Annotated in this window: 14 protein-coding genes and 1 pseudogene; 4 read left to right on the top strand and 11 right to left on the bottom strand. The window is 58.5% G+C overall.

Annotated features, from left to right (window positions below):
* Positions 1–1,220: pseudogene (locus J5286_RS31365) on the bottom strand (methyl-accepting chemotaxis protein); the annotation flags it as partial.
* Positions 1,221–2,821: 1,601 nt separating this feature from the next.
* Here J5286_RS31365 and J5286_RS23270 point away from each other — a divergent pair.
* Positions 2,822–3,580 carry a DeoR/GlpR family DNA-binding transcription regulator gene (locus J5286_RS23270; RefSeq protein ID WP_042474637.1) on the top strand — a complete coding sequence of 253 codons (759 nt, stop codon included), beginning with the start codon at positions 2,822–2,824 and terminating at the stop codon, positions 3,578–3,580.
* A 55-nt stretch (positions 3,581–3,635) separates the two neighbouring features.
* Here the strand turns inward: J5286_RS23270 and hisN are convergent, their stop codons facing one another.
* The 10 genes from hisN to J5286_RS23220 all read right to left on the bottom strand — a co-directional run bounded on the left by hisN (position 3,636) and on the right by J5286_RS23220 (position 15,144).
* A complete protein-coding gene (gene hisN, locus J5286_RS23265) occupies positions 3,636–4,439 on the bottom strand; it encodes a histidinol-phosphatase (protein ID WP_042474640.1) in 804 nt (267 codons plus the stop codon).
* 3 nt (positions 4,440–4,442) lie between these two features.
* Complete coding sequence (locus tag J5286_RS23260; protein WP_174158441.1) at positions 4,443–5,381, bottom strand: choline kinase family protein; 939 nt, start codon at positions 5,379–5,381, stop codon at positions 4,443–4,445.
* Between the two features lie 11 nt (positions 5,382–5,392).
* Positions 5,393–6,322: a phosphotransferase gene (locus J5286_RS23255; protein WP_209193673.1), complete on the bottom strand. Its 930-nt coding sequence runs from the start codon at positions 6,320–6,322 to the stop codon at positions 5,393–5,395.
* Positions 6,315–7,577 (bottom strand): Zn-dependent hydrolase, encoded by a 1,263-nt coding sequence (locus J5286_RS23250; RefSeq protein WP_209193672.1) that lies wholly within the window; start codon positions 7,575–7,577, stop codon positions 6,315–6,317. The genes J5286_RS23255 and J5286_RS23250 overlap by 8 nt, the downstream gene beginning before the upstream one ends.
* Complete coding sequence (locus J5286_RS23245) at positions 7,570–8,328, bottom strand: DeoR/GlpR family DNA-binding transcription regulator (protein ID WP_209193671.1); 759 nt, start codon at positions 8,326–8,328, stop codon at positions 7,570–7,572. The genes J5286_RS23250 and J5286_RS23245 overlap by 8 nt, the downstream gene beginning before the upstream one ends.
* Positions 8,318–10,129: a dipeptide ABC transporter ATP-binding protein gene (locus tag J5286_RS23240; RefSeq protein ID WP_209193670.1), complete on the bottom strand. Its 1,812-nt coding sequence runs from the start codon at positions 10,127–10,129 to the stop codon at positions 8,318–8,320. The genes J5286_RS23245 and J5286_RS23240 overlap by 11 nt, the downstream gene beginning before the upstream one ends.
* Positions 10,130–11,047 carry an ABC transporter permease gene (locus J5286_RS23235; RefSeq protein WP_080705456.1) on the bottom strand — a complete coding sequence of 306 codons (918 nt, stop codon included), beginning with the start codon at positions 11,045–11,047 and terminating at the stop codon, positions 10,130–10,132. It lies immediately after the preceding gene.
* 1 nt (position 11,048) lies between these two features.
* Positions 11,049–12,029: an ABC transporter permease gene (locus J5286_RS23230; RefSeq protein WP_209193669.1), complete on the bottom strand. Its 981-nt coding sequence runs from the start codon at positions 12,027–12,029 to the stop codon at positions 11,049–11,051.
* Between the two features lie 62 nt (positions 12,030–12,091).
* Positions 12,092–13,657: an ABC transporter substrate-binding protein gene (locus J5286_RS23225; protein WP_209193668.1), complete on the bottom strand. Its 1,566-nt coding sequence runs from the start codon at positions 13,655–13,657 to the stop codon at positions 12,092–12,094.
* Positions 13,630–15,144: an amidase gene (locus J5286_RS23220; protein ID WP_174080872.1), complete on the bottom strand. Its 1,515-nt coding sequence runs from the start codon at positions 15,142–15,144 to the stop codon at positions 13,630–13,632. The genes J5286_RS23225 and J5286_RS23220 overlap by 28 nt, the downstream gene beginning before the upstream one ends.
* 315 nt (positions 15,145–15,459) lie before the next feature.
* On the opposite strand from J5286_RS23220, the gene J5286_RS23215 reads away from it, so the two are divergent.
* The 3 genes from J5286_RS23215 (at position 15,460) to eutC (ending at position 18,564) form a co-directional block, all read left to right on the top strand.
* Complete coding sequence (locus J5286_RS23215; RefSeq protein ID WP_209193667.1) at positions 15,460–16,287, top strand: N-formylglutamate amidohydrolase; 828 nt, start codon at positions 15,460–15,462, stop codon at positions 16,285–16,287.
* A gap of 139 nt (positions 16,288–16,426) precedes the next feature.
* On the top strand, positions 16,427–17,824 hold the full coding sequence (locus J5286_RS23210) for an ethanolamine ammonia-lyase subunit EutB (RefSeq protein ID WP_174080870.1): 1,398 nt from the start codon (positions 16,427–16,429) through the stop codon (positions 17,822–17,824).
* Positions 17,821–18,564 (top strand): ethanolamine ammonia-lyase subunit EutC, encoded by a 744-nt coding sequence (gene eutC / locus J5286_RS23205; protein ID WP_209193666.1) that lies wholly within the window; start codon positions 17,821–17,823, stop codon positions 18,562–18,564. The genes J5286_RS23210 and eutC overlap by 4 nt, the downstream gene beginning before the upstream one ends.
* The last annotated feature ends 379 nt before the right edge of the window (positions 18,565–18,943 follow it).

The raw sequence follows: 18,943 nt of genomic DNA, 5'->3' as shown, positions 1-18,943 counted from the left end.
AAGCCCAATTCTCGTCCATTTCCTTCAATCTTGACCTGCTGACCCAGCCCCAGCAGGCTGTCGGCCTGGGAGGCGAGTTCGCGGCTTGCGGCCGTCGTCTCCTCGACCATCGCCGCATTGTGCTGTGTCATCTGGTCCATCTGATTGACGGTGGAGTTGACCCCCTGCAGGGCACTCGACTGGTCGTGGCTGCCACGGGCGATCGTTTCGACGTGCTGGCTGATGGTAACAATCTGGGTGCTGATCTTCGCAAGGACCGCGCCGGTTTCCTGCACCAGATGCGAGCCGGTATTGACCTCGGTCGTCGACTTGTTGATGAGGACCTTGATCTCCTTGGCTGCCTTGGCGGAGCGTTGCGCCAGTTCGCGCACCTCCTGGGCAACGACAGCGAAGCCCTTGCCAGCCTCTCCGGCACGAGCTGCCTCGACGCCGGCGTTCAGGGCAAGAAGATTGGTCTGAAAGGCGATCTCGTCGATGACACCGGTAATCTGTTCGATCTGACGGGAGGCTTCTTCGATGCGGCCCATGGCGTCGATCGCATTGTTGACGACGATCGCCGAGTCGTCGGCGCTGCGCTTGGCCTGGCGGACGATCTGGTCGGCATCCTTGGCACGCTCCGCCGACGAGCGAACCGTGACGGTAATCTCGTCGATGGCGGCGGCCGTTTCTTCGAGCGAAGCAGCCTGCTGTTCGGTACGTTTGGCAAGATCCTCAGCCGCCTCGGCCATCTGGTTGCCGTTGCCCTGGATCATTTCGACATTGTCGCGGATCTGGCGCATCGTCGCCTGCAGCCGCGTCAGCGAACCGTTGAAATCCTGTCGCAGCTGATCGAGCGACGGGGCGAAAGGATGCTCAATGCGATGATCCAGTTTCCCCTCGGCCAGATTCTTCAGACCGGTCGCCAGCGCCGACATGGCCACTTCCAGCTCTGCCGCGCTTCTTGCGCTTTCGGTCTCGCGCAATTGTCGCTCCTGTTCGAGCAGCCCGTTGCGGTGGATCGCCTCATCCTCCATTCGCACCTTGTCGACGGCGCTTTGACGAAAGGATTCGAGCGCCCGCGCCATAATGCCGATTTCGTCGGAACGCGACACGGATCGGATCTCGATCGTCTGGTCACCGTTGTTTAGGCGGTTCATCAGGCCGGTGATGTCTTTCAAGGGTTTCGTGAGGCGGGACGAGAAGATGTAACCCACGATCCCCATGCCGAACAGCACAGCCAAGGTGGTCAGACCAGCCCATTTTGCTAGTTCATCCGCTGAGGCAAGAACCTTCGCCTTGTCTTGACCAATGACCAGAAGGTGCGGTTGCCCAAAAAGCGTGACCGGTACATAGGAATAAAAAATTAAGCCGCTGGCGGCGTCGGCGAAGAGGGAGCCACTCTTTTGGTCTCGGGCAGCCTGGACCAGCTCCGGCGCTAAGCCGCCTTCCGCGACGTTGCCGGCCCTCAATGTGCCATCGGCGCCGATAAGAAAAGCCTCGTCAACACTCCGGCCAAGCCCTTCGGGCGAAACGAGCGCCAGAAGCTTGGCTGGTGCGATCCGGATCACGACGGTGCCACGTTTGACAACAGAGCCCCAGACGACGTTGGCAAGTGGCTTAGCAAGAAAAGCCGAAACGTCGCTTTCCTCGCTTTTGAACGGTATGAACCCCGTCCGGTACACCTGATCGGCGGGCCCGGCGACGGATGAATCAAACAGCGACTTCAGGGACGCGTTCTTCGGGTCCTGAACGGTCGCCATGAACTCCGGTCCCTTGGTAACCGTGTAGACCAGCTGGCCATTGTTATCGATGACGAAGATATCGCTCAGATCGGCATTCTTCCAGGCGCTGAACAGTGGCCCATGCACCGAGCTATGCTTGACGGAATAGAGCATCTTGACCGTCGATCCGTCGAAAGCTGCTCTTTGTTCAGGAGTCTTCGACATGTCTTGGAACGCCTCGCGTACCTTCTGGTCAGACATTGCGATGGCCTTTCCGGCCTGCTCCGTCATTTCCCCGAGCGACTGGCTCTGTGCAATTTCGGTCAGCGTCTGCGCTACCCGTTCATCATAGGCTCTGAGCGCCTTCGACTGATTTGCTGCGATTGCCTCGAGGCGGATCTTGCTCGCCTCTATCAAACCGTTCTTTCCGATCTGATAGCTCAATGCCCCGACAGACGCGCAAGAAACGATTGCTGTTCCTATGATCACGGCCGCAAACTTAGCTTTGATGGACCGCATGCGGTGGAAGAGTCGCAAAGAATTGTGGGAAATCTGCATTTTGAATCCATTTCGAGTTCAAACAGTTGCAAACCATCATTGCTGATACTTCTGAAAAATCCGTTACAGATCGTATCTTCCCCACTATTTTCAATAGTTTGTACGAAACTCCCGTCGAACCTTTTTTAGGTTCTTCAATGTTGTTTTTGTGTATTCAACCTCAATTCGCCGATGATATCGCTTCAAAATTGCAACATATCCACATAGGGGCGGAGCTAGGCGGGAGTTCGTCCTCACCGGAGCACGGTACTGAAATGGGTGTTTCTGTGACACGAAAGTTCACAGGACATCACACCAGCAGCGATTCGCGGGCGGGCAGGGGGCGTTTCCGGATTCTCATGCCGTGGAGATCAGTGCATTTTCGTTTGAAAGATCCGCAAACACCACATAAATACACAAATCCAAGGAAAACGTCGTGGGCTTTCCGGTTCACGGTCACCACACTTACCAACGCATCTCGCCAACCTTACCTCCAAAGATTTGCGAGATAGGTTCGCCGCTTACAGGGATTGTCAGCATCAACGTTGCTGCCGGCCCGCACCGACCCGAGGAAGAAGCTGTCAATGTCGAGCGAAGTCCGCAAGGAAGTCATTCTGGAACGGCTCGATCGTGACCAGCGTGTCAGCGTTCTCGAGCTTTCCGCGGAGTTTGGTGTCTCGGGTGAAACCATTCGGCGCGATCTGAAGGACCTAGAGGCCGAGGGGGTCGTGCGGCGTGTTCACGGTGGCGCTATACCGGCCGGGCGCACCGCAGACGTACCGATCACCGATCGAATCAGGTTTAATGCGCTCGAAAAGGATGTGGTCGCGCAGATGGCGCGCAACCTGATCAACGATGACTGTGCCATTTTTCTAGATACCGGCACCACCACTTTATCCCTTGCGCGACACCTGGTTGGCTTCAAGAAGCTACGGCTGTACACGAATTCCCTGATGGTCGCGCAAGCCGCCTGCCAGCATTTCGGCGTCCGGGTCCAGATGACACCTGGAAATCTCCGCCCGATCGAACAGGATCTGGTCGGCTACGACACACTGTCCTACATCCAGCAGTTCCACTTCGATATGGTCTTCATGGGTGTGGCGGCGATCAAGGCGGAATATGGCTTCATGGACTACGAAGAGGACGAAGCGAGAATCCGCCAAGCTCTGCTGAAGCAGACCGCCCGAAGCATCATGCTGGCCGACCATTCAAAGTGCGGCAAGACCGGCAATGTGATTACCGCCGCATTTTCCAGCGTAAACACGTTGGTTTCCGATCAGCGCCCGCCGACGGATATTCTGGCGGCGGCCAAAAGGGGCGGCCTTGAAATCATCCACGGTTGACCGTCCGCCGAAAGCATCAGGTTGGTAATATCCGCCAGCTGAAGGAGAGACGGGGTCACTCTCCGTGCAGAACGCCCATGATTTGAGTGTGAAGCGCGGCATTTGCAGCAGCGACGATCCCGCCGCCCTGCTCGGCGGGCCTACCATCCCAGTCGGTCACAACGCCGCCCGCCTGTTCAATGATCGGGATCAGGGCAACAATGTCGTAGGGATAGAGGCCCGCTTCAACGACGCAGTCGATCTGGCCTGCCGCAAGCATGCAATAGGCATAGCAATCGGTTCCGTAGCGGGCGAGGCGAACCTGTTTTTCGAGCCGGTCGTAGCTGGCTCTGCGATCAGGTTCGAAGATGGCCGGCGTCGTCGTGAACAGGGTCGCATCGGCCAGGTTTTGCGTCGAAGTTGTCGAAAGCCGCACTCCAGCTTCGGCACGTGGTCCTTCGTAAAAAGCGCCATTGCCGGCTGCATAAAACAATTCGCCGATAAAAGGCTGCGCCATCATGCCGGCGACGGCTTGGCCGTTCTCCGTCAGTCCAACAAGAGTCCCCCAAAGTGGAATACCGGAGATAAAGGATCGTGTTCCGTCGATCGGGTCAATGACCCAGACATAGCCGGCATCCGCCCCTTCATTACCGAACTCTTCGCCCAAAATACCGTGGCCAGGATATTCAGCCCGAACGAGATCCCGAATGGCTCTTTCCGTTTCCCGGTCGGCTTCGGTAACCGGATCGAACCCACCTGCGGCCTTGTTGACAACTGCGCCTGGCAGTCGAAACCGCGGCAATGCCTCACGCGCAGCTACAGCCGCCAAGCGGCGAAAAAAATCAGGCGAGACCAGGTTTTCGTTGGTTTGAATGTGCATGTGTCAGACCGCCTTCAGCCACTGCGACCATAGCGGATTGTTCATCACGAAACGTGCCCGCATATGTTTCCAGAATCCATATTTGAAAAAGTCGAAATCCAGACGTGAGACTTCGTTCTGCACCATGGCCCAAGTCGCCCATTTGAGGTCGACGAGCGCCTTGAATAGCGAGATCCGCGCCAGGATACTCGGGTCCGCCCGACCATAATATTCCTCGATCAGTTCCTTCTCAATCTCGGGCGAGAAGCACATCTCGCAGAACCAGAGCGCCAGTTCGGCGGCGCGATCATTGGTGGACGCATATTCGAAATCGACGAGCATGACCCGGCGATCGGAATGGAGGAGGAAATTGCCGGCCAGCGTATCGTTCATGCACGGCGCCAGATCGAGACCTGACGCCTCCAGTGCGCTGCGCGCCTCGCGATAGCGCGCATTCATCCAGCTGAAGTCGCTCGGAAACTCGCCGCCCAGATCTAGAGCCTGCTGGAAATGTTCGTCGATCATATCGAAGGTCGTCTTTTGCTGCGAAAGCGGCGCGGTGTCGTTAAAGGCCTTCAGCGCGCGAAGACCATTCAGGCGTATGACCGGATCCAGAAAGTCGGCATTGGTCGATGTTCTCAGCCCTTCGACGAATTCACTCACCTCGACCCCGGTTTCGGGGAAGAAGTCGATGATCCGAGCCCCGACGCCGGCTTCGTGCGCCTTGCGCCCAGCTTCGTTCGCGGTTCTTCGGTCGATGAACATTTCGGTTCCGGCGCCAGGAATCTTCACGAAGAAACTGTGTGGCGCACCGAAGACGTAGACGCGCCAATTGGGGTTGCTGATGCCGCCGGGCACCGGTTCGTAGGAAACATCGAGGTCCCGCCAATCCGCGACGGCTGCGATCGCCTGCTCGATCGCCCGTTCCGCCTGCGATGCGCCTTCGCCTAATCTACGTCTCATCGCTTTCTCCGTCAGACCTGTTTCAGCCATGTCTCGAAGCGTGGTCCTTCGATGACTGTGCGGGCTCTCAAAAGCCGCCATTCGGCATATTTGAAGAATTCAACATGCTTGCGTGGCGAGTGGGCGGCATTGATGAAGCCCCAAAGCGCCCACATGAGATCGTCGGCCGCACCGTAGAGACGGGCGCGCGCCAGCACACCGGCATCCGGCTTTCCGGTTGCGATCTCGATCGCTAGCAGCGCCTCACCATCGAAGGGGAGGAGTTCGGCCAGCACGGTTCCGATATCGTACGCGGGGTCCGCCTGGCGCGCCCACTCGAAATCGACCAGCCGAACCCCGTCGTCCGGCCCGACCATGACGTTCGACGAGACGCCGTCCGCATGGCATGGGACCGTATCGACACCCGCGGCGGCGATGGCGCCGGCAATCCGCTGGACGGCGGCCGAGACGGTGAATACCGGTGCTGGCAGGATGACACACGGTTCTTCGGCAACTTGCCGGTAGGCGGCAACGAGATCGAAAACACTGCGCGCTTCCGCAAGCGGTTGGGCTTTCTGGAAGGTGCGTTTCGCCGTCAGAAGATTTTCGAGAACCCGCGGGCGGCGAAGGACATCGGCATGGCCCCAGGCCCATTCCTCATCAAGCGCCTCGAACACCAGTACGCCGTTGGCGGGATCTGCATGGATGAGACGCGGGGCAATGCCCAGTTCGCCCGCCTTGCGGCTGGCCTCCGCAACGCAATCCAGTGCGATAAATTGGGACATGTCATCGTGGAAACGTTTGACGAAAACCCGCGGCTGATCGGCCTTGCTTGCAAAAAAGCAGAGATTTTCGACAGCGCGGTGAATGGGCGATACCACGCCGCCAATCGGACCTGAGAGGGTGGCGCCCGAAAGGCCGACCGCTTCGAGCGCAGTCTGAATTGTAGCATCATCATGCATGGAGCCCTCCTTCAACGAGATGGCGAAGTGTGGTCGTCAGCACCGTCAGACCAGCTTGCACGTCGTCCGGCTCGGTCAGCTCGTCGGGATGATGGGCAATGCCATCCACGCTCGGAATGAAGATCAGGGCGGACGGTATGCCACTGTTTTGCAGGGCAACGGCATCATGGCCTGCGACGGAACGCATGGTCAACGGCTCGAAACCGCAAGAGCGGGCCGCCCGGCCGACAAGCGCCATCAGCCCGCCATCCATGCTGGCAGGGTCCCGCAAAGTATCGGTGACGATTTCCAGCTGCGTGACCGTATCGGCGGCCGCCTTTTGAAGCGCGGCAAGTGCGAGCTCGCCGGCTGCGTCCAGTTCCGACACGTCGGGCCCCCTCAGTTCGAACCAGACAGTCGCTCGGTCGACCACAACGTTCGGCGAGTTGGGCTCGACCACGAGGCGCGCCGCCGATCGATGGAGGTGGGGATAGCTTGCGGCGACGACCGCTTCGAAGGCGGCAATCCCTCGCGCGGCGGCGAGAAGTGCATCGCGGCGATCGGCCATCGGGGTCGGGCCGGTGTGCGCTGCTCGACCGATCCAGCGCACGGTCGACTTGCGCGCCGCCCAGGTTCCTTCGACGATCCCGATCCGTCGGCCCGCTTCGAGCAGTTTCCGTCCCTGCTCGACATGCAGCTCGACATAGGCCGCGGGGGAGGGAGGAACTATCCCGCTTTCGCCGTTGATACCGACCGCCGCGAGCGCGTCCTTAAGGGATATGCCGTCCCCGTCGCGCAGTTCAAGTGCATCACCGAGTGCGAGAGCGCCGGAGAAGACGGCGCTGCCGGTGAGGCTCGGTTGATAGCGAGCACCTTCCTCGTTCGTCCAGTTGACGACCGCGAGATTATAGTGCGGTTTGCACCGTCCACGTTGAACCTCCGCGTGAATATCTAGCGCAGCTTGTCCTGCTGTCAGCACACCAAGTGTACCGTCGAAACGGCCGCCTCGCGGCTGGGTGTCGAGATGCGAGCCTGCAAAAATCCAGGGGGCATCCCGACCGGCCCATTCGAAGCAGGCAAACTGGTTGCCAATTGCATCATGCGTGATGTGCGCGGTCGCTTGCTCCATCCAAACGGCAAAAACGCCTCGCGCCATGCCGTCCTCGGCGGTTGCCGCTAAACGTGTCACGCCTGCTCCAGGCTCGGCGCCGATAGCAGAGATCCGGTCGAAGATCGCATCGAAATCGTTTCGCGGGATTGTCCCTGCATCAAGCATGAATGATCTCCATTTCTTCAGCCCGAACGGCGCCAAGGATATCTTCCGGCGGACGCCGGTCTGTAACGAGCGTGCCGATTTCTTCGAATGGAGCGGTGATCACATTGCCGATCCTTCCAAACTTGGAATGATCGGCCAGCATGACGCTTCGCGACGATCTTCTGACCAGGATCTGACGAATTCGTGCCTCGTCCTCTTCATAGTCCATGAAGCCATATTCGACGTTGATTGCCGCCGCACCCATAAAGACCATGTCGAAGTGGAACTGCTGGATGTAAGAAAGCGTGTCGTAGCCGACCAGATCCTGTTCGATCGGGCGCAGATTTCCCGGCGTCACGTGCACGCTCACGCCGAAGTTTTGGCAGGCCGCTTGCGCGATCATCAAGGAATTCGTGTAGAGCCGCAGCTTCTTGAAGCCGATCAGCCGGCGAGCAAGCGCAAGCGTCGTCGTGCCTGTATCGAGGAAGATCACACAGTCGTCATTGATCAGGTTACGCGCCACGCTGGCAACCGCATCCTTTTCGATCGAGTTGAGCTTGATGCGCTCGGTAATCGGCGTGTCGGCGGTACGACCCGCGGGAATTGCGCCGCCATGCACGCGGCGCACTGCACCTTCTGCTTCGAGGTTCTTCAGGTCGCGGCGAATGGTTTCACCCGAAACACCGAATTCGGCAGAAAGTTCGACAACGCTGACGCGTTGATCACGGCCGAGGCGCTCCAGGATGACCTCCTTGCGGATCTCACTGGACATGGACCGCCTCGTCCTCGTGCCGATGCAGGCAGGCTGCGTAATTCCCGCCCTCGGAACCCTGCAGCATCGGATCGGTCTTTTCGCAGTCGCTCTGCGCGCGGGGGCAGCGCGAGCGGAACGAGCAGCCGACAGGAAGATGAATAGGACTTGGCGGCTCGCCGTCCAGGAGGTATTCCGCGCCCGGGAAACGGTTTTCCTCCAACGTTGGCATGGCGCTGAGCAGCGCCCGCGTGTACGGGTGGTGGGGATGTTCGAAAAGGGTTCTGTTGTCCGCCAGTTCGACGATGCGCCCAAGATACATGACCGCAACGCGGTGACAGATCCGACGGACCAGCGCCAGGTCGTGAGATATGAAAATATACGAAAACCCGTGCGCCGCCTGAAGCCGTTTGAAGAGATCGAGAAGCTCGGCCTGCTCGACCTGGTCGAGCGCCGACAAGGTCTCGTCGAGGATCAAAAGGCGCGGCTTGAGCACCAGCGCCCGGGCAATGTTGATGCGCTGGCGCTGACCGGCGCTAAGGCCCACCGGCAATCGATCGGCAAGTTCCGCATGAAGACCCACTTCGCGCATGGCCTCTCGTGCGCGTTGCTCCGCATCGCGGCGGCCGACCCCGTGGATCAGAAGCGGCTCTTCGATCATGCGGATGATCGACATGCCCGCCGGCAGCGATCCGTAGGGATCCTGCAACAGCAGCTGGAACGATTTGCGCATCTCGGTCAGCGAACGAGCGGAGAGACTCGAGAGGTTTTTCCCGAGGAACGCAATGCGTCCGGCGTTCGGCTGTTCGAGCCACGCAAGCAGGCGCGTAAGCGTGGATTTGCCGCAACCGCTTTCACCGACAATGCCAAAATTTTCACCTGCCTTGACGGTAAAGGACACGTCTCGTACGGCCTTGACTTCGTTGAAGGCATTGAACGCATCGCGCCGGCGTACGCTATAGGTTCGTGTTGCATTCTCGACGGTCAGGACAGCCTCACCGTCTTTTGCCTCCGGTGCCGATACGTTCTTCCATATCGATGGAATGCGGGAAAGTAGTGCGCGCGTATAGGCTTGCTGCGGATTGGCAGTAATATCAGTAGTCTTGCCCTGTTCGACGATGCGGCCACCTTGCATAACCAGCGTCCGCTCGGCGATCTGTGACACCACGGGCAACGACGAAGAGATAAACAGGAATGCCGTATCGAGACTTTCCCTGAGATTGTCGATGAGCCTGATAATCTGGGCAGCGACCGTAACGTCGAGCGGCTGCGTAATATTGTCCGCAATAACAAGCGATGGCTCGGAAACGAGCGCATCGACGATCATTACACGCTGCATCATGCCGCCGGAGAATTGGAAAGGTGCCTCATGAAAACGAGAGCGCGGCGATGGAATATGCACCCGGCCAAGTAGATCGAGAACCTTTTCCTTAGCTTCCGCCTTACCGATATCAGGCCGGATAGATCGAAGCTTCTCGATGATCTGATGGCCGATTGGCAGCCGCGGATCGAGCGAACCCATGGGGTTTGCACCAATGAAGCCAATGCGGTTCCCTCTGATCGACCTGAGCCCCCGGGCATCCAGCGAGAGGACATCTTTTCCTTCGAAGATCACCTTCCCCGAAGAGACTTCCAATGGTGCGCGAATGGAGTTCACCATTGCGCGCGCAAGCACCGACTTGCCCGATCCGGCCTCGCCGACAAGGCCGAGAACTTCGCCTGGCTGGAGGGCAAAGCCCACATTGTCGACGATGCGCCGTTTGCTGCTATCCCGCAGGAGATCGACTGAGAGACTGGAGACAGTGAGAATTGGATCACTCATTTACGCATCCCCTCTCAGAACCGCATTGCGCGCGCGTTCCAATGCTGAACCCATCAGATTCAGACAAGTCAGCGATATCAGCATGAATAGGCCGGGCATCGTCGCGATCCACCATGCGTTCAGCAAATACTTTCGTGAATCCGCAATCACGTTCCCGAATGTCGGTGTCGGCGGCTGAACCCCGAGACCGAGAAAGCCCAGGATCGACTCGAAGATCATCATGCGGGCGATGTCGAGAACCGCAACGAACGCGATCGGCGGAAGCACAACGGGAGCCACGAAGAGGAGCATGATTCGAAGATCGGACGCGCCGAGCACACGCTCGCCGAGAACGTAACCACGGCTGCGTTCCCCGAGAGCAACTGAACGGGCGACACGCGCATAGAGCGGCCATCCTGAAAGACCAAGCACGAGGATGATGGCAGGCACTGTTGGGCGGGACACACCGAGGATGGTGATGGCAAGAATGATCATGGGAATTGAGAGCTGAGCATCGGTCAGCCGCATGATGACCGTATCAAGCCAACCGCCACGAAAACCAGCAAGAAGACCGAGACTGCAGCCTACGATGAACATGAGGATCACGGTCGTCGCACCGATGAACAGCGAATAACACAGTCCGACGAGACAGCGCATGAGGACGTCGCGGCCGAGCTGATCGGTACCGAGCACGTACGGCCATTGCCAGCCTTCGGAAGGGAATGGTGGGACAAACTTGTGGTTGTACGCCATCTTGAGCGGATCAACCGAACTGATAAATGGCAGGAGAATCGCAAGTCCAAGCAGCAATCCGAAGCCAATGAGGCCAATGCGAAAGTCGAGGCGCGCCACGGCAATCTGCAACATGCGCCGGGTCGGTGTGGTGCCCCGCTTGACGATGGTGCGCTCGCCGGCGCTCTGTTCTACGATATCGGTCATCTTAATATTCCAGTCTCGGATCGATAGTCATCGCGATAAGATCGACCAGGATGTTGATCACCACGAACATCACGGAAATGAAAATCGCGACGCCCTGTATGAGCGGAAAGTCGCGCTGTTGAACGGCATTGATCGTCAAGAGCCCCAAGCCTGGATAGTCAAAGATGAACTCGACCACCAAAACGCCGCCCAGAAGCATGCCGAGCTGTACGCCGAGCAGGTTGATCAGCGGGACAGCCGAGTTGCCAAGCACATGCGAGAAGATGGTGCGTCCACGGCTGAGTCCTCTCACCGGGGCAAGCTGAATGAAGTCCTCGCGCAACACCTGCGCAACAGAAACGGTCAGCGTACGTAGGATGAACGGCGCAATCTCCACCGCCAGCACGATTGCCGGAAGAATGGTGTACTCGAAGCCCTTATAGCCGATCGCAGGCAGTACCCTGAGCTTCACCGACAGAAAAAGCGTCAGAACAATGCCAAGCCAGAAATTCGGCGTCGAGACGAAGATCGACCCCAATGCGAGGGCGAGCTTGTCAGGCCAGCGGCCCTCATACAGCCCGCCGGCGAGGCCGAGTGGAACAGCAACAAGCAAGGCGATGACCAATGCGACGGCAGCGAGCTGCAGGGTCATTGGCAATGTATCGAGAATAAGGTCGAGAACTTTCGCCCGCTCTTCCCGTGTCGGGTCGTTATAGGCCGAACCGGCCAGGCTTGCACCGCTCTTCGGCCTGACGAACGACGTGCCTAGATCACCGGTCGCCAAATGGCCAAGATAGGATACAAATTGCAGCGGTATGGCCCGATCAAGACCAAGTTCCTTTGCCTTCATCGCCACCACCGCATCGGGGGCCATGCCGCCCACGATAAGGCGCGCGGGGTCACCCGGCACCACACGCAACAACGTGAAGATGATGAATATGACGAGAAGGATGATCAGGCTTCCCTGCAGAAGCCGTCTCAACAGGAATGATAGAAGAAACATGAACTTACCCTAGTCTCTCGGGGCCAAGGCGGCCGCAGCGAGGCAGCGGCCGCAGCGCTGGATCAGGCCAATGTCGCCTTATTGGCGTCCATCATACCATTCGGATAGATGTACAGACCACTTAAGCCATCACGCATGCCGTGGATGAAGACTGACGTGAAGAGAGAGAACGAAGGCGTCTTGGTCGCCAGCAACGACATCAGCTCGGTCTGAATGACCGTCTTGCGCTCCTCGGGCTTCGAGGCGTTGCGCTCCTTATCGAGGGCAGCATCGATTTCCGGATCCTGGATGCCGCAGATGCGGTGCGTCGTCGAGTGGAAATGCGTGCGCAGCACGAGGTCCGGCTCCGGCGAACCGGTCGACCAGCCGCAGTCGATCATATGACCAGGCCCGCCGCCGGGACGATCGTAGAGCGCGTCGCCCCAGGCCGCGACTTCCATGACGTTGAGTTTTACCGGGAAGCCTTGTTCCTGAAGCATGGCCGTGATGGCCTCGGCATATTCCTTCGTCTTCGGGTAGAAGCCCACCGATGTGATATATTCGAGTTCGGGCAGTCCTTCGCCCTTCGGGAAACCGGCTTCCGCCAAAAGCTTCTGGCACTGGTCCGGGTCGTACTTTGGATAGTTCGGGATATCGACATAGCCGAACTTGACCGGAGACACATAGCAGTTCGAGGCATGGCCAGAAACGCCGAGAATATCGTCGATCACCGATCGGTCGATCGCGTGGCAGACGGCGCGACGCAGTCTCCAGTCGTTGAAGGGCGGCTTCGAGCAACGGAACCAGAGATACTTGTTTTCGACCGAGATCGCCTTGTGAAGCTGGAAGCCTCCGGTCTTTTCGATCGTTTCGACCTGTTCCGCTTCAAGGCGTTCGATAAGGTCGGCCTCGCCGTTCAACAGTGCCAGTGTCCGGGTCGTCGCGTCGCCGACAAAGCTGAAATTGATGCCGGGAATCGTCGGCTTGCCGAGGTAGAAATTGTCGAAGGCCTCGAGGACGGTCGTGTTGCCGTCCTGTTTGACGAACTTGAATCCACCGGTGCCGTTCGGTCTGGCAGATAGCGTCTTGGGGTCGGCAACGTCCTTTGCCGACATGATCGGCAGAAACGAAGAAAGGAACCAGAAAAGGCTTGCGGGGTAGCCGGCCTTGTCGGTTTTGACCCGCGCGACGTAATCGCTGACGACTTCGACTTCACATGGACCGGGATACCAAGCAGCCGGCCGGTCCGGGCGACTGGCATATTCGAACGTTGCCTTGACGTCTTTGGCGCTGAACGGCTTGCCGTCGTGGAAGGTGACGCCTTCGCGCAGCTTGAATTCGAGCGTGTGCTCGTCGACCAGCTTCATCTCGGTCGCCAGTTCCATGACGAGTTCGTCAGGTTTTTCCGGCGTCATCGGTGCGCGGGTCAGATAGCCGAACACAAAGCTTTCAAGGTTGATCTGCGCCAGCGTCGTGTGAGACGAGGGGTCCCAGTTGCCGGTCAGAGTTTCGGCCGAAAGAAATTTAAGAACCTTGTTTTCCGCGGCATTGGCCGGATTGACCAGGAACTTGGTATTGAGAACAGGCATGCCGAGCGCGATGCCCGCAAGCGCCGAACTCTTTAAGAGCGATCTTCTATTGAACTCCATGACGACATCTCCACAGTTGATTTGCTGGGCGTTCCCCACCCCATCTTGTCGCCAGCAACGACAAGCGGAGGATTGTTGTTTTTGAAAATATGGTCTTCGGCCTGCTGGCAAAATGCCATGACAAGTGCGTCGGCATGACGGCGGCCGACGACCTGCAGGCCAACGGGCAACCCGTTGACGGTCAGGCCGCAGGGCAATGAGGCTGCCGGGTTGCCGGAAAGATTGAAGGGATATGTAAAGGGCGTCCAGCCTGTCCACGCGAGGACCTCCGAGGGCGACTGGAACCCCTCGGGCGCCTCCCGATCCGCCGAAAACGGCTCGACCGGGATGGTTGGCAAGAGGAGCAGGTCGATGTCTTCGAAGAGTGCGTGTACGCGACCAGCAAATTCCGCGCGCGCTTTCGCGGCCGAAAGATAATCATTGAGATTGTAGCCCGCAGAAGCTTCGACAAGGGCGCGGAAACCGCTGCCGAAATCGGACAGGTCGGACTGGGAGCCATAGGCGACGCCCCGGCCGGCAACCCAGAGAGTTTCAAAGATACGGATCGGATCTTCCCAGTCCGGGGAAACCGAACGAACATCGATCGAGAGTGCCTGCGTGAGCGCATCGACTGCTTCGCGCACGACCCGATCGATTTCCGGCGCAACTTTGAACCCAAAGAGGCTTGGAGCAAAACCAATCCGCAGCGACTTTGTCGATCGCGTTTCGGTGTAGTCGGCTTCGTCGTCCGGCAGTGCCTGATGGTCTCGCGGATCAGGCCCCTTGGCGATATTGAACAAGAAAGCGCTATCCTTTGCCGAGACGCTCATCGGGCCGGCGTGGGACAACATCTCCGTCGCGCTCCAAGGCCAGGCCGGAACGCGCCCTAGCGAGCCCTTCATGGCGAACACACCGCAGAATGCCGCCGGGATGCGCACGGAACCACCACCGTCGGACCCCAATGTGAAGGGAACCATCCGAGCCGCGAGCGCAGCACCCGAACCGGAGCTCGAACCACCACTGGTGAGCTTAGGGTCCCAGGGATTGCGTGTCGGACCATAGAATTCGGAAAAGCCGGAACCGGACCACCCCATTTCGGTGGTCGTCGTCTTCCCGATGATAATAGATCCGGCGTCAATCATCCGCTGGACGATCGGCGCCGTCGCCTTGGGAGCGAAATCCTTGTAGGCACGAGATCCGCGCTGGCAGAGCTGCCCTTCGACGAAGAAGAGATCTTTGACGCCCATCGGGATACCGTGGAGAGGACCCCGGAACCGACCTTCGGCCGCTTCACGATCGCAGGCTCGCGCCTCGTCAAGAGCCTGTTCTTCAAACACCTGACTGAAAGCATTGACGATGGGGTTCAGCCGCGCGATGCGCGCCAGGCATTCCTTAACGAGCGCTTCGGACGTGAGCTTGCCGGAAGCAATTGCTGAGCTGAGCGAAAGAACTGAAAAATCCACGATTGCGATCTCCTTGGAATGTGGATTTATGTGGACTTGTTGCATTTGTCAACACGATCGATGAGTGCTTTCGAATTTTTGCGGCCGGAAAAATCGTCACGTGGGTCATCCCAGCACGCAGCAGGAGCATCGGCATAAGAAATCGAATTGGACACGCACCGCGCAGGATTGCCTCACAAAGAGGCATAGTTTGCAGGCATTTTGCCTAGGGTTTCGGCAGCCTTCCGAAAACGGTGAGCGAAGGAGAGGCGTGGCGGAGATGAACCATCGCCCCGTAAAGAAGGCGATATCAAGCTATGTGGAGATCATGTTGCTTTTATTGTTTTCGTTGATATGGTGTGGATATCAACGGAGACTAAAATGGGTAAATTCTCGTTGCTCGGCGCTGGTGACTCTGCAATCGCGATCGAAAACAAGGCCGCGCTCGGCGACATTGTGGTCGTTTGTGAGCATGCTTCGCGTTTGATCCCGCGAGCACTCGGCGACCTCGGTCTTGATACGTCGGCACTTTCAAGTCACATCGCCTGGGATCCCGGTGCACTGAAAGTCGCGGGATATCTTTCGACATCTCTCGATGCGGTTCTCTGCTACCAGCGCTATTCGCGACTCGTTTACGACTGCAATCGCCCGCCGGAGGCCGCGTCTGCAATCGTCGGAAAGAGCGAGATCTATGACGTTCCGGGAAATCAGAACATCTCGGAAGCAGATCGTCAGGCGCGGATCAGGGAAATCTATCTGCCCTTTCGCGACGGCCTCTCTGAAATTCTGAGCGCACGCAAAACTGAGGGGCGCGCGACCATCCTTGTGACCATCCATAGTTTTACCCCGATCTATTTCGGCAGGCGGCGCGAAGTCGAGATCGGAGTATTGCATGACAGCGACTCCAGGCTCGCGGATGCGATCCTCGCGGAAGCCGAAGGAACCGATCAAAACTATGTCGTCATGAGGAACCAACCATACGGTCCGGCGGATGGGGTCACGCACACACTTATCGAGCATGGCATCGCAAACGGCATACCGAACGTCATGATAGAGGTTCGAAACGACCTTTTGGCGCGCGCGGATGGACAAGCAGCCGTTGCGGCGTATCTCGCCACCCTCATCCAAAGGGGCGTATCAGAAATACAGCGCGGAAAATTGCCCGCCGCACCCACGTCAATCGACACGCCTGCCGGCCCGCAGTCGTGATGTTGCAAGGTCACCGTCGTAACGCCTGGCACGGTTCTTGCGTAGCTGCCTTCGAAACCGACCGCGCGAGCCTGCCACCAACTCTCAGGGTGGCCGCGTTCCAACCCCAAACTTTGGCCTGAAGCATGGCCACGAGCGGATGACAATGTATTCGATCATTTTAGGGCGCGAGCGCCATGTCTTCGAGGATTTGAAATCCGTCATGGCCTGTGCCTCGCCGCCAAAGTCGGGCGATGTGCTTGCGGGCATAGGGGCGTCAAGCAATGAGCGGCGGGTGGCTGCCCGCTGTGTGCTCGCCGACATGCCGCTCAAAACTTTCTTGCAGGATCTGCTGATCCCGTATGAGACCGACGAGGTCAGCCGGCTGATCATCGATCGCCATGACCGGGCAGCATTCGCGCCGGTTTCGCATATGACGGTCGGCGAGTTTCGCAATTGGCTTCTTTCCTACGACGCGACGACTGAAAGGCTGGCGGCGCTCGCGTCGGGCCTCACGCCGGAAATGGTCGCCGCCGTCTCCAAGATCATGCGCAATCACGATCTGATCACGGTTGCCGGCAAATGCAACGTGATCACTGCTTTCCGCTCCACCATCGGCTTGTCGGGACGGCTCTCGAGCCGGCTGCAGCCCAACCATCCCACCGACGACCCGGAAGGCGTGGCCGGCTCGACACTGGACGGGCTTCTCTATGGGATAGGCGATGCGCTGATCGGCATCAATCCGGCGACCGACAATCTTGATGCCTGCACCAGGTTGATGGTCCTGTTCGACCGGCTGCGCGAACGGTTCGAGATTCCCACTCAATCCTGCGTATTGACCCATGTTACTACCTCCATCAAGGCAATCGAGGCCGGAGCACCGCTCGACCTGGTCTTCCAGTCAATTGCTGGCACCGAGGCTGCCAACAAAGGTTTCGGCGTCGATCTTGCCGTTCTCAGGGAAGGCAATGAAGCCGCGATGTCAATGAAGCGCGGCACCGTCGGAACCAATGTCATGTACCTCGAGACCGGGCAGGGCAGCGCTCTTTCGGCGAACGCCCATCATGGCGTGGACGAGCAGACGGTCGAGGCGCGGGCTTATGCCGTGGCGCGGGAATTCAGCCCGCTGCTCGTCAACACCGTGGTCGGTTTCATTGGTCCTGAATACCTGTTCGATGCCAAGCAGATCATTCGTGCCGGGCTAGAGGATCATTTCTGCGGAAAACTGCTCGGCGTACCGATGGGGGTCGATGTTTGCTATACCAACCATGCAGAGGCAGACCAGGACGACATGGACAATCTTATGGTGCTGCTGACCGTCGCAGGTGTCAGCTTCCTGATTGCTGTCCCCGGCGCTGATGACGTCATGCTCAACTACCAGAGCCTTTCCTACCACGATATTCTTGGGCTCAGGCATCAGTTCAACCGTCCGCCGGCACCGGAATTCGAAGCCTGGCTTCATCGCATGGGCATGCTTGATCATTCGGGCCGTCTGGCGCCTGCCAGCGCCTCGGGCCAATTCTCTCACAATCTCTTGAGCTACGGGGTGTCCGCATGAGTTGGGGCCGAGACCCGTTTGAGCGTTTCCGCAATTCTACACGTGCCCGGATTGGACTTGGAAGGGCGGGCGACGCATTGCCCACAGCGGCAATTTTAGATTTTCAGCTTGCTCATGCCAGGGCGCGGGACGCCGTCCATGGCCGAGTCGATTTCGTTGCTCTCGCCAAGGAACTTGCGCCAGTTCCGACGATCCGTATCAGGTCGTGTGCGGCGGACCGGACCGTCTATCTAGCGCGCCCGGACCTCGGTCGTCAGCCGCTTGCTGCCGATCTTCCGGTGTCGGGGGAACGCCACGATATCGCGTTCGTTATCGCGGACGGGCTGTCGGCATCGGCGGTTGAGCGCCATGCGGTCCCGCTCTTCAAAGCGTGTATTAAGCGTCTTGGGGGATTCAGTATCGCCGCGGTGATATTGGGCGAACAGGCGCGGGTGGCATTCGGCGATGAGGCTGCGGCGGCGTTCGGTGCTGAGGTGGCGATCGTGCTAATCGGCGAGCGGCCGGGGCTAAGCGTGCCCGACAGTCTGGGTGTCTATATTACGTTCCAACCGCAGTCGGGACGACGCGACAGCGAACGCAACTGCATTTCGAATATTCACGCCGACGGGCTCAGCTATGAGGTTGCGGCCGACAAGATCGTTTGGATCGTTCGAGAAGCGCTGCGCTTGCAACTGACCGGTGTTGACCTCAAGGAAAACGCCGAAGGCACGGCAAGTACGCTGACGCACGGGGATGCATAGTCAATAGGGCTCGGGAAGGTTGGCCTTATAAAGCGCTTCCTTGATGGACTTTGTTCCAAGCGAGAGCACCGCACGTCGCAAATGGTCCTCGATCTCCGCTACGCTCTTTCCTTCGAGCAATGCGGTCTCCCCGAGGGTCTTGCCCCTACCTGCATTGTTTATGACCACATTCAGGGTCGGGTATGCGCGCCGTCCAGCACATGGTCGTTGTTTAGCGGCGGCACACCCTGCAAGTTGATCACCCGCAGGGTCGGTTGGGGAATCGATGTCAATTGAAACGAAACTTCTAGTACAAGCATTGGGATTCTGGCATTACAATCAGTATATTTACATTATTAATGTATATATTTAATGTTTTCATCCGTATTGCGAACACCAA

It is taken from the genome of Rhizobium sp. 16-488-2b (assembly GCF_017741815.1).
In the GTDB taxonomy this organism is placed as follows: domain Bacteria; phylum Pseudomonadota; class Alphaproteobacteria; order Rhizobiales; family Rhizobiaceae; genus Rhizobium.
The sequence above is the reverse complement of the archived record's forward strand: the minus strand, read 5'-3'. Positions and strand labels throughout refer to the sequence as shown.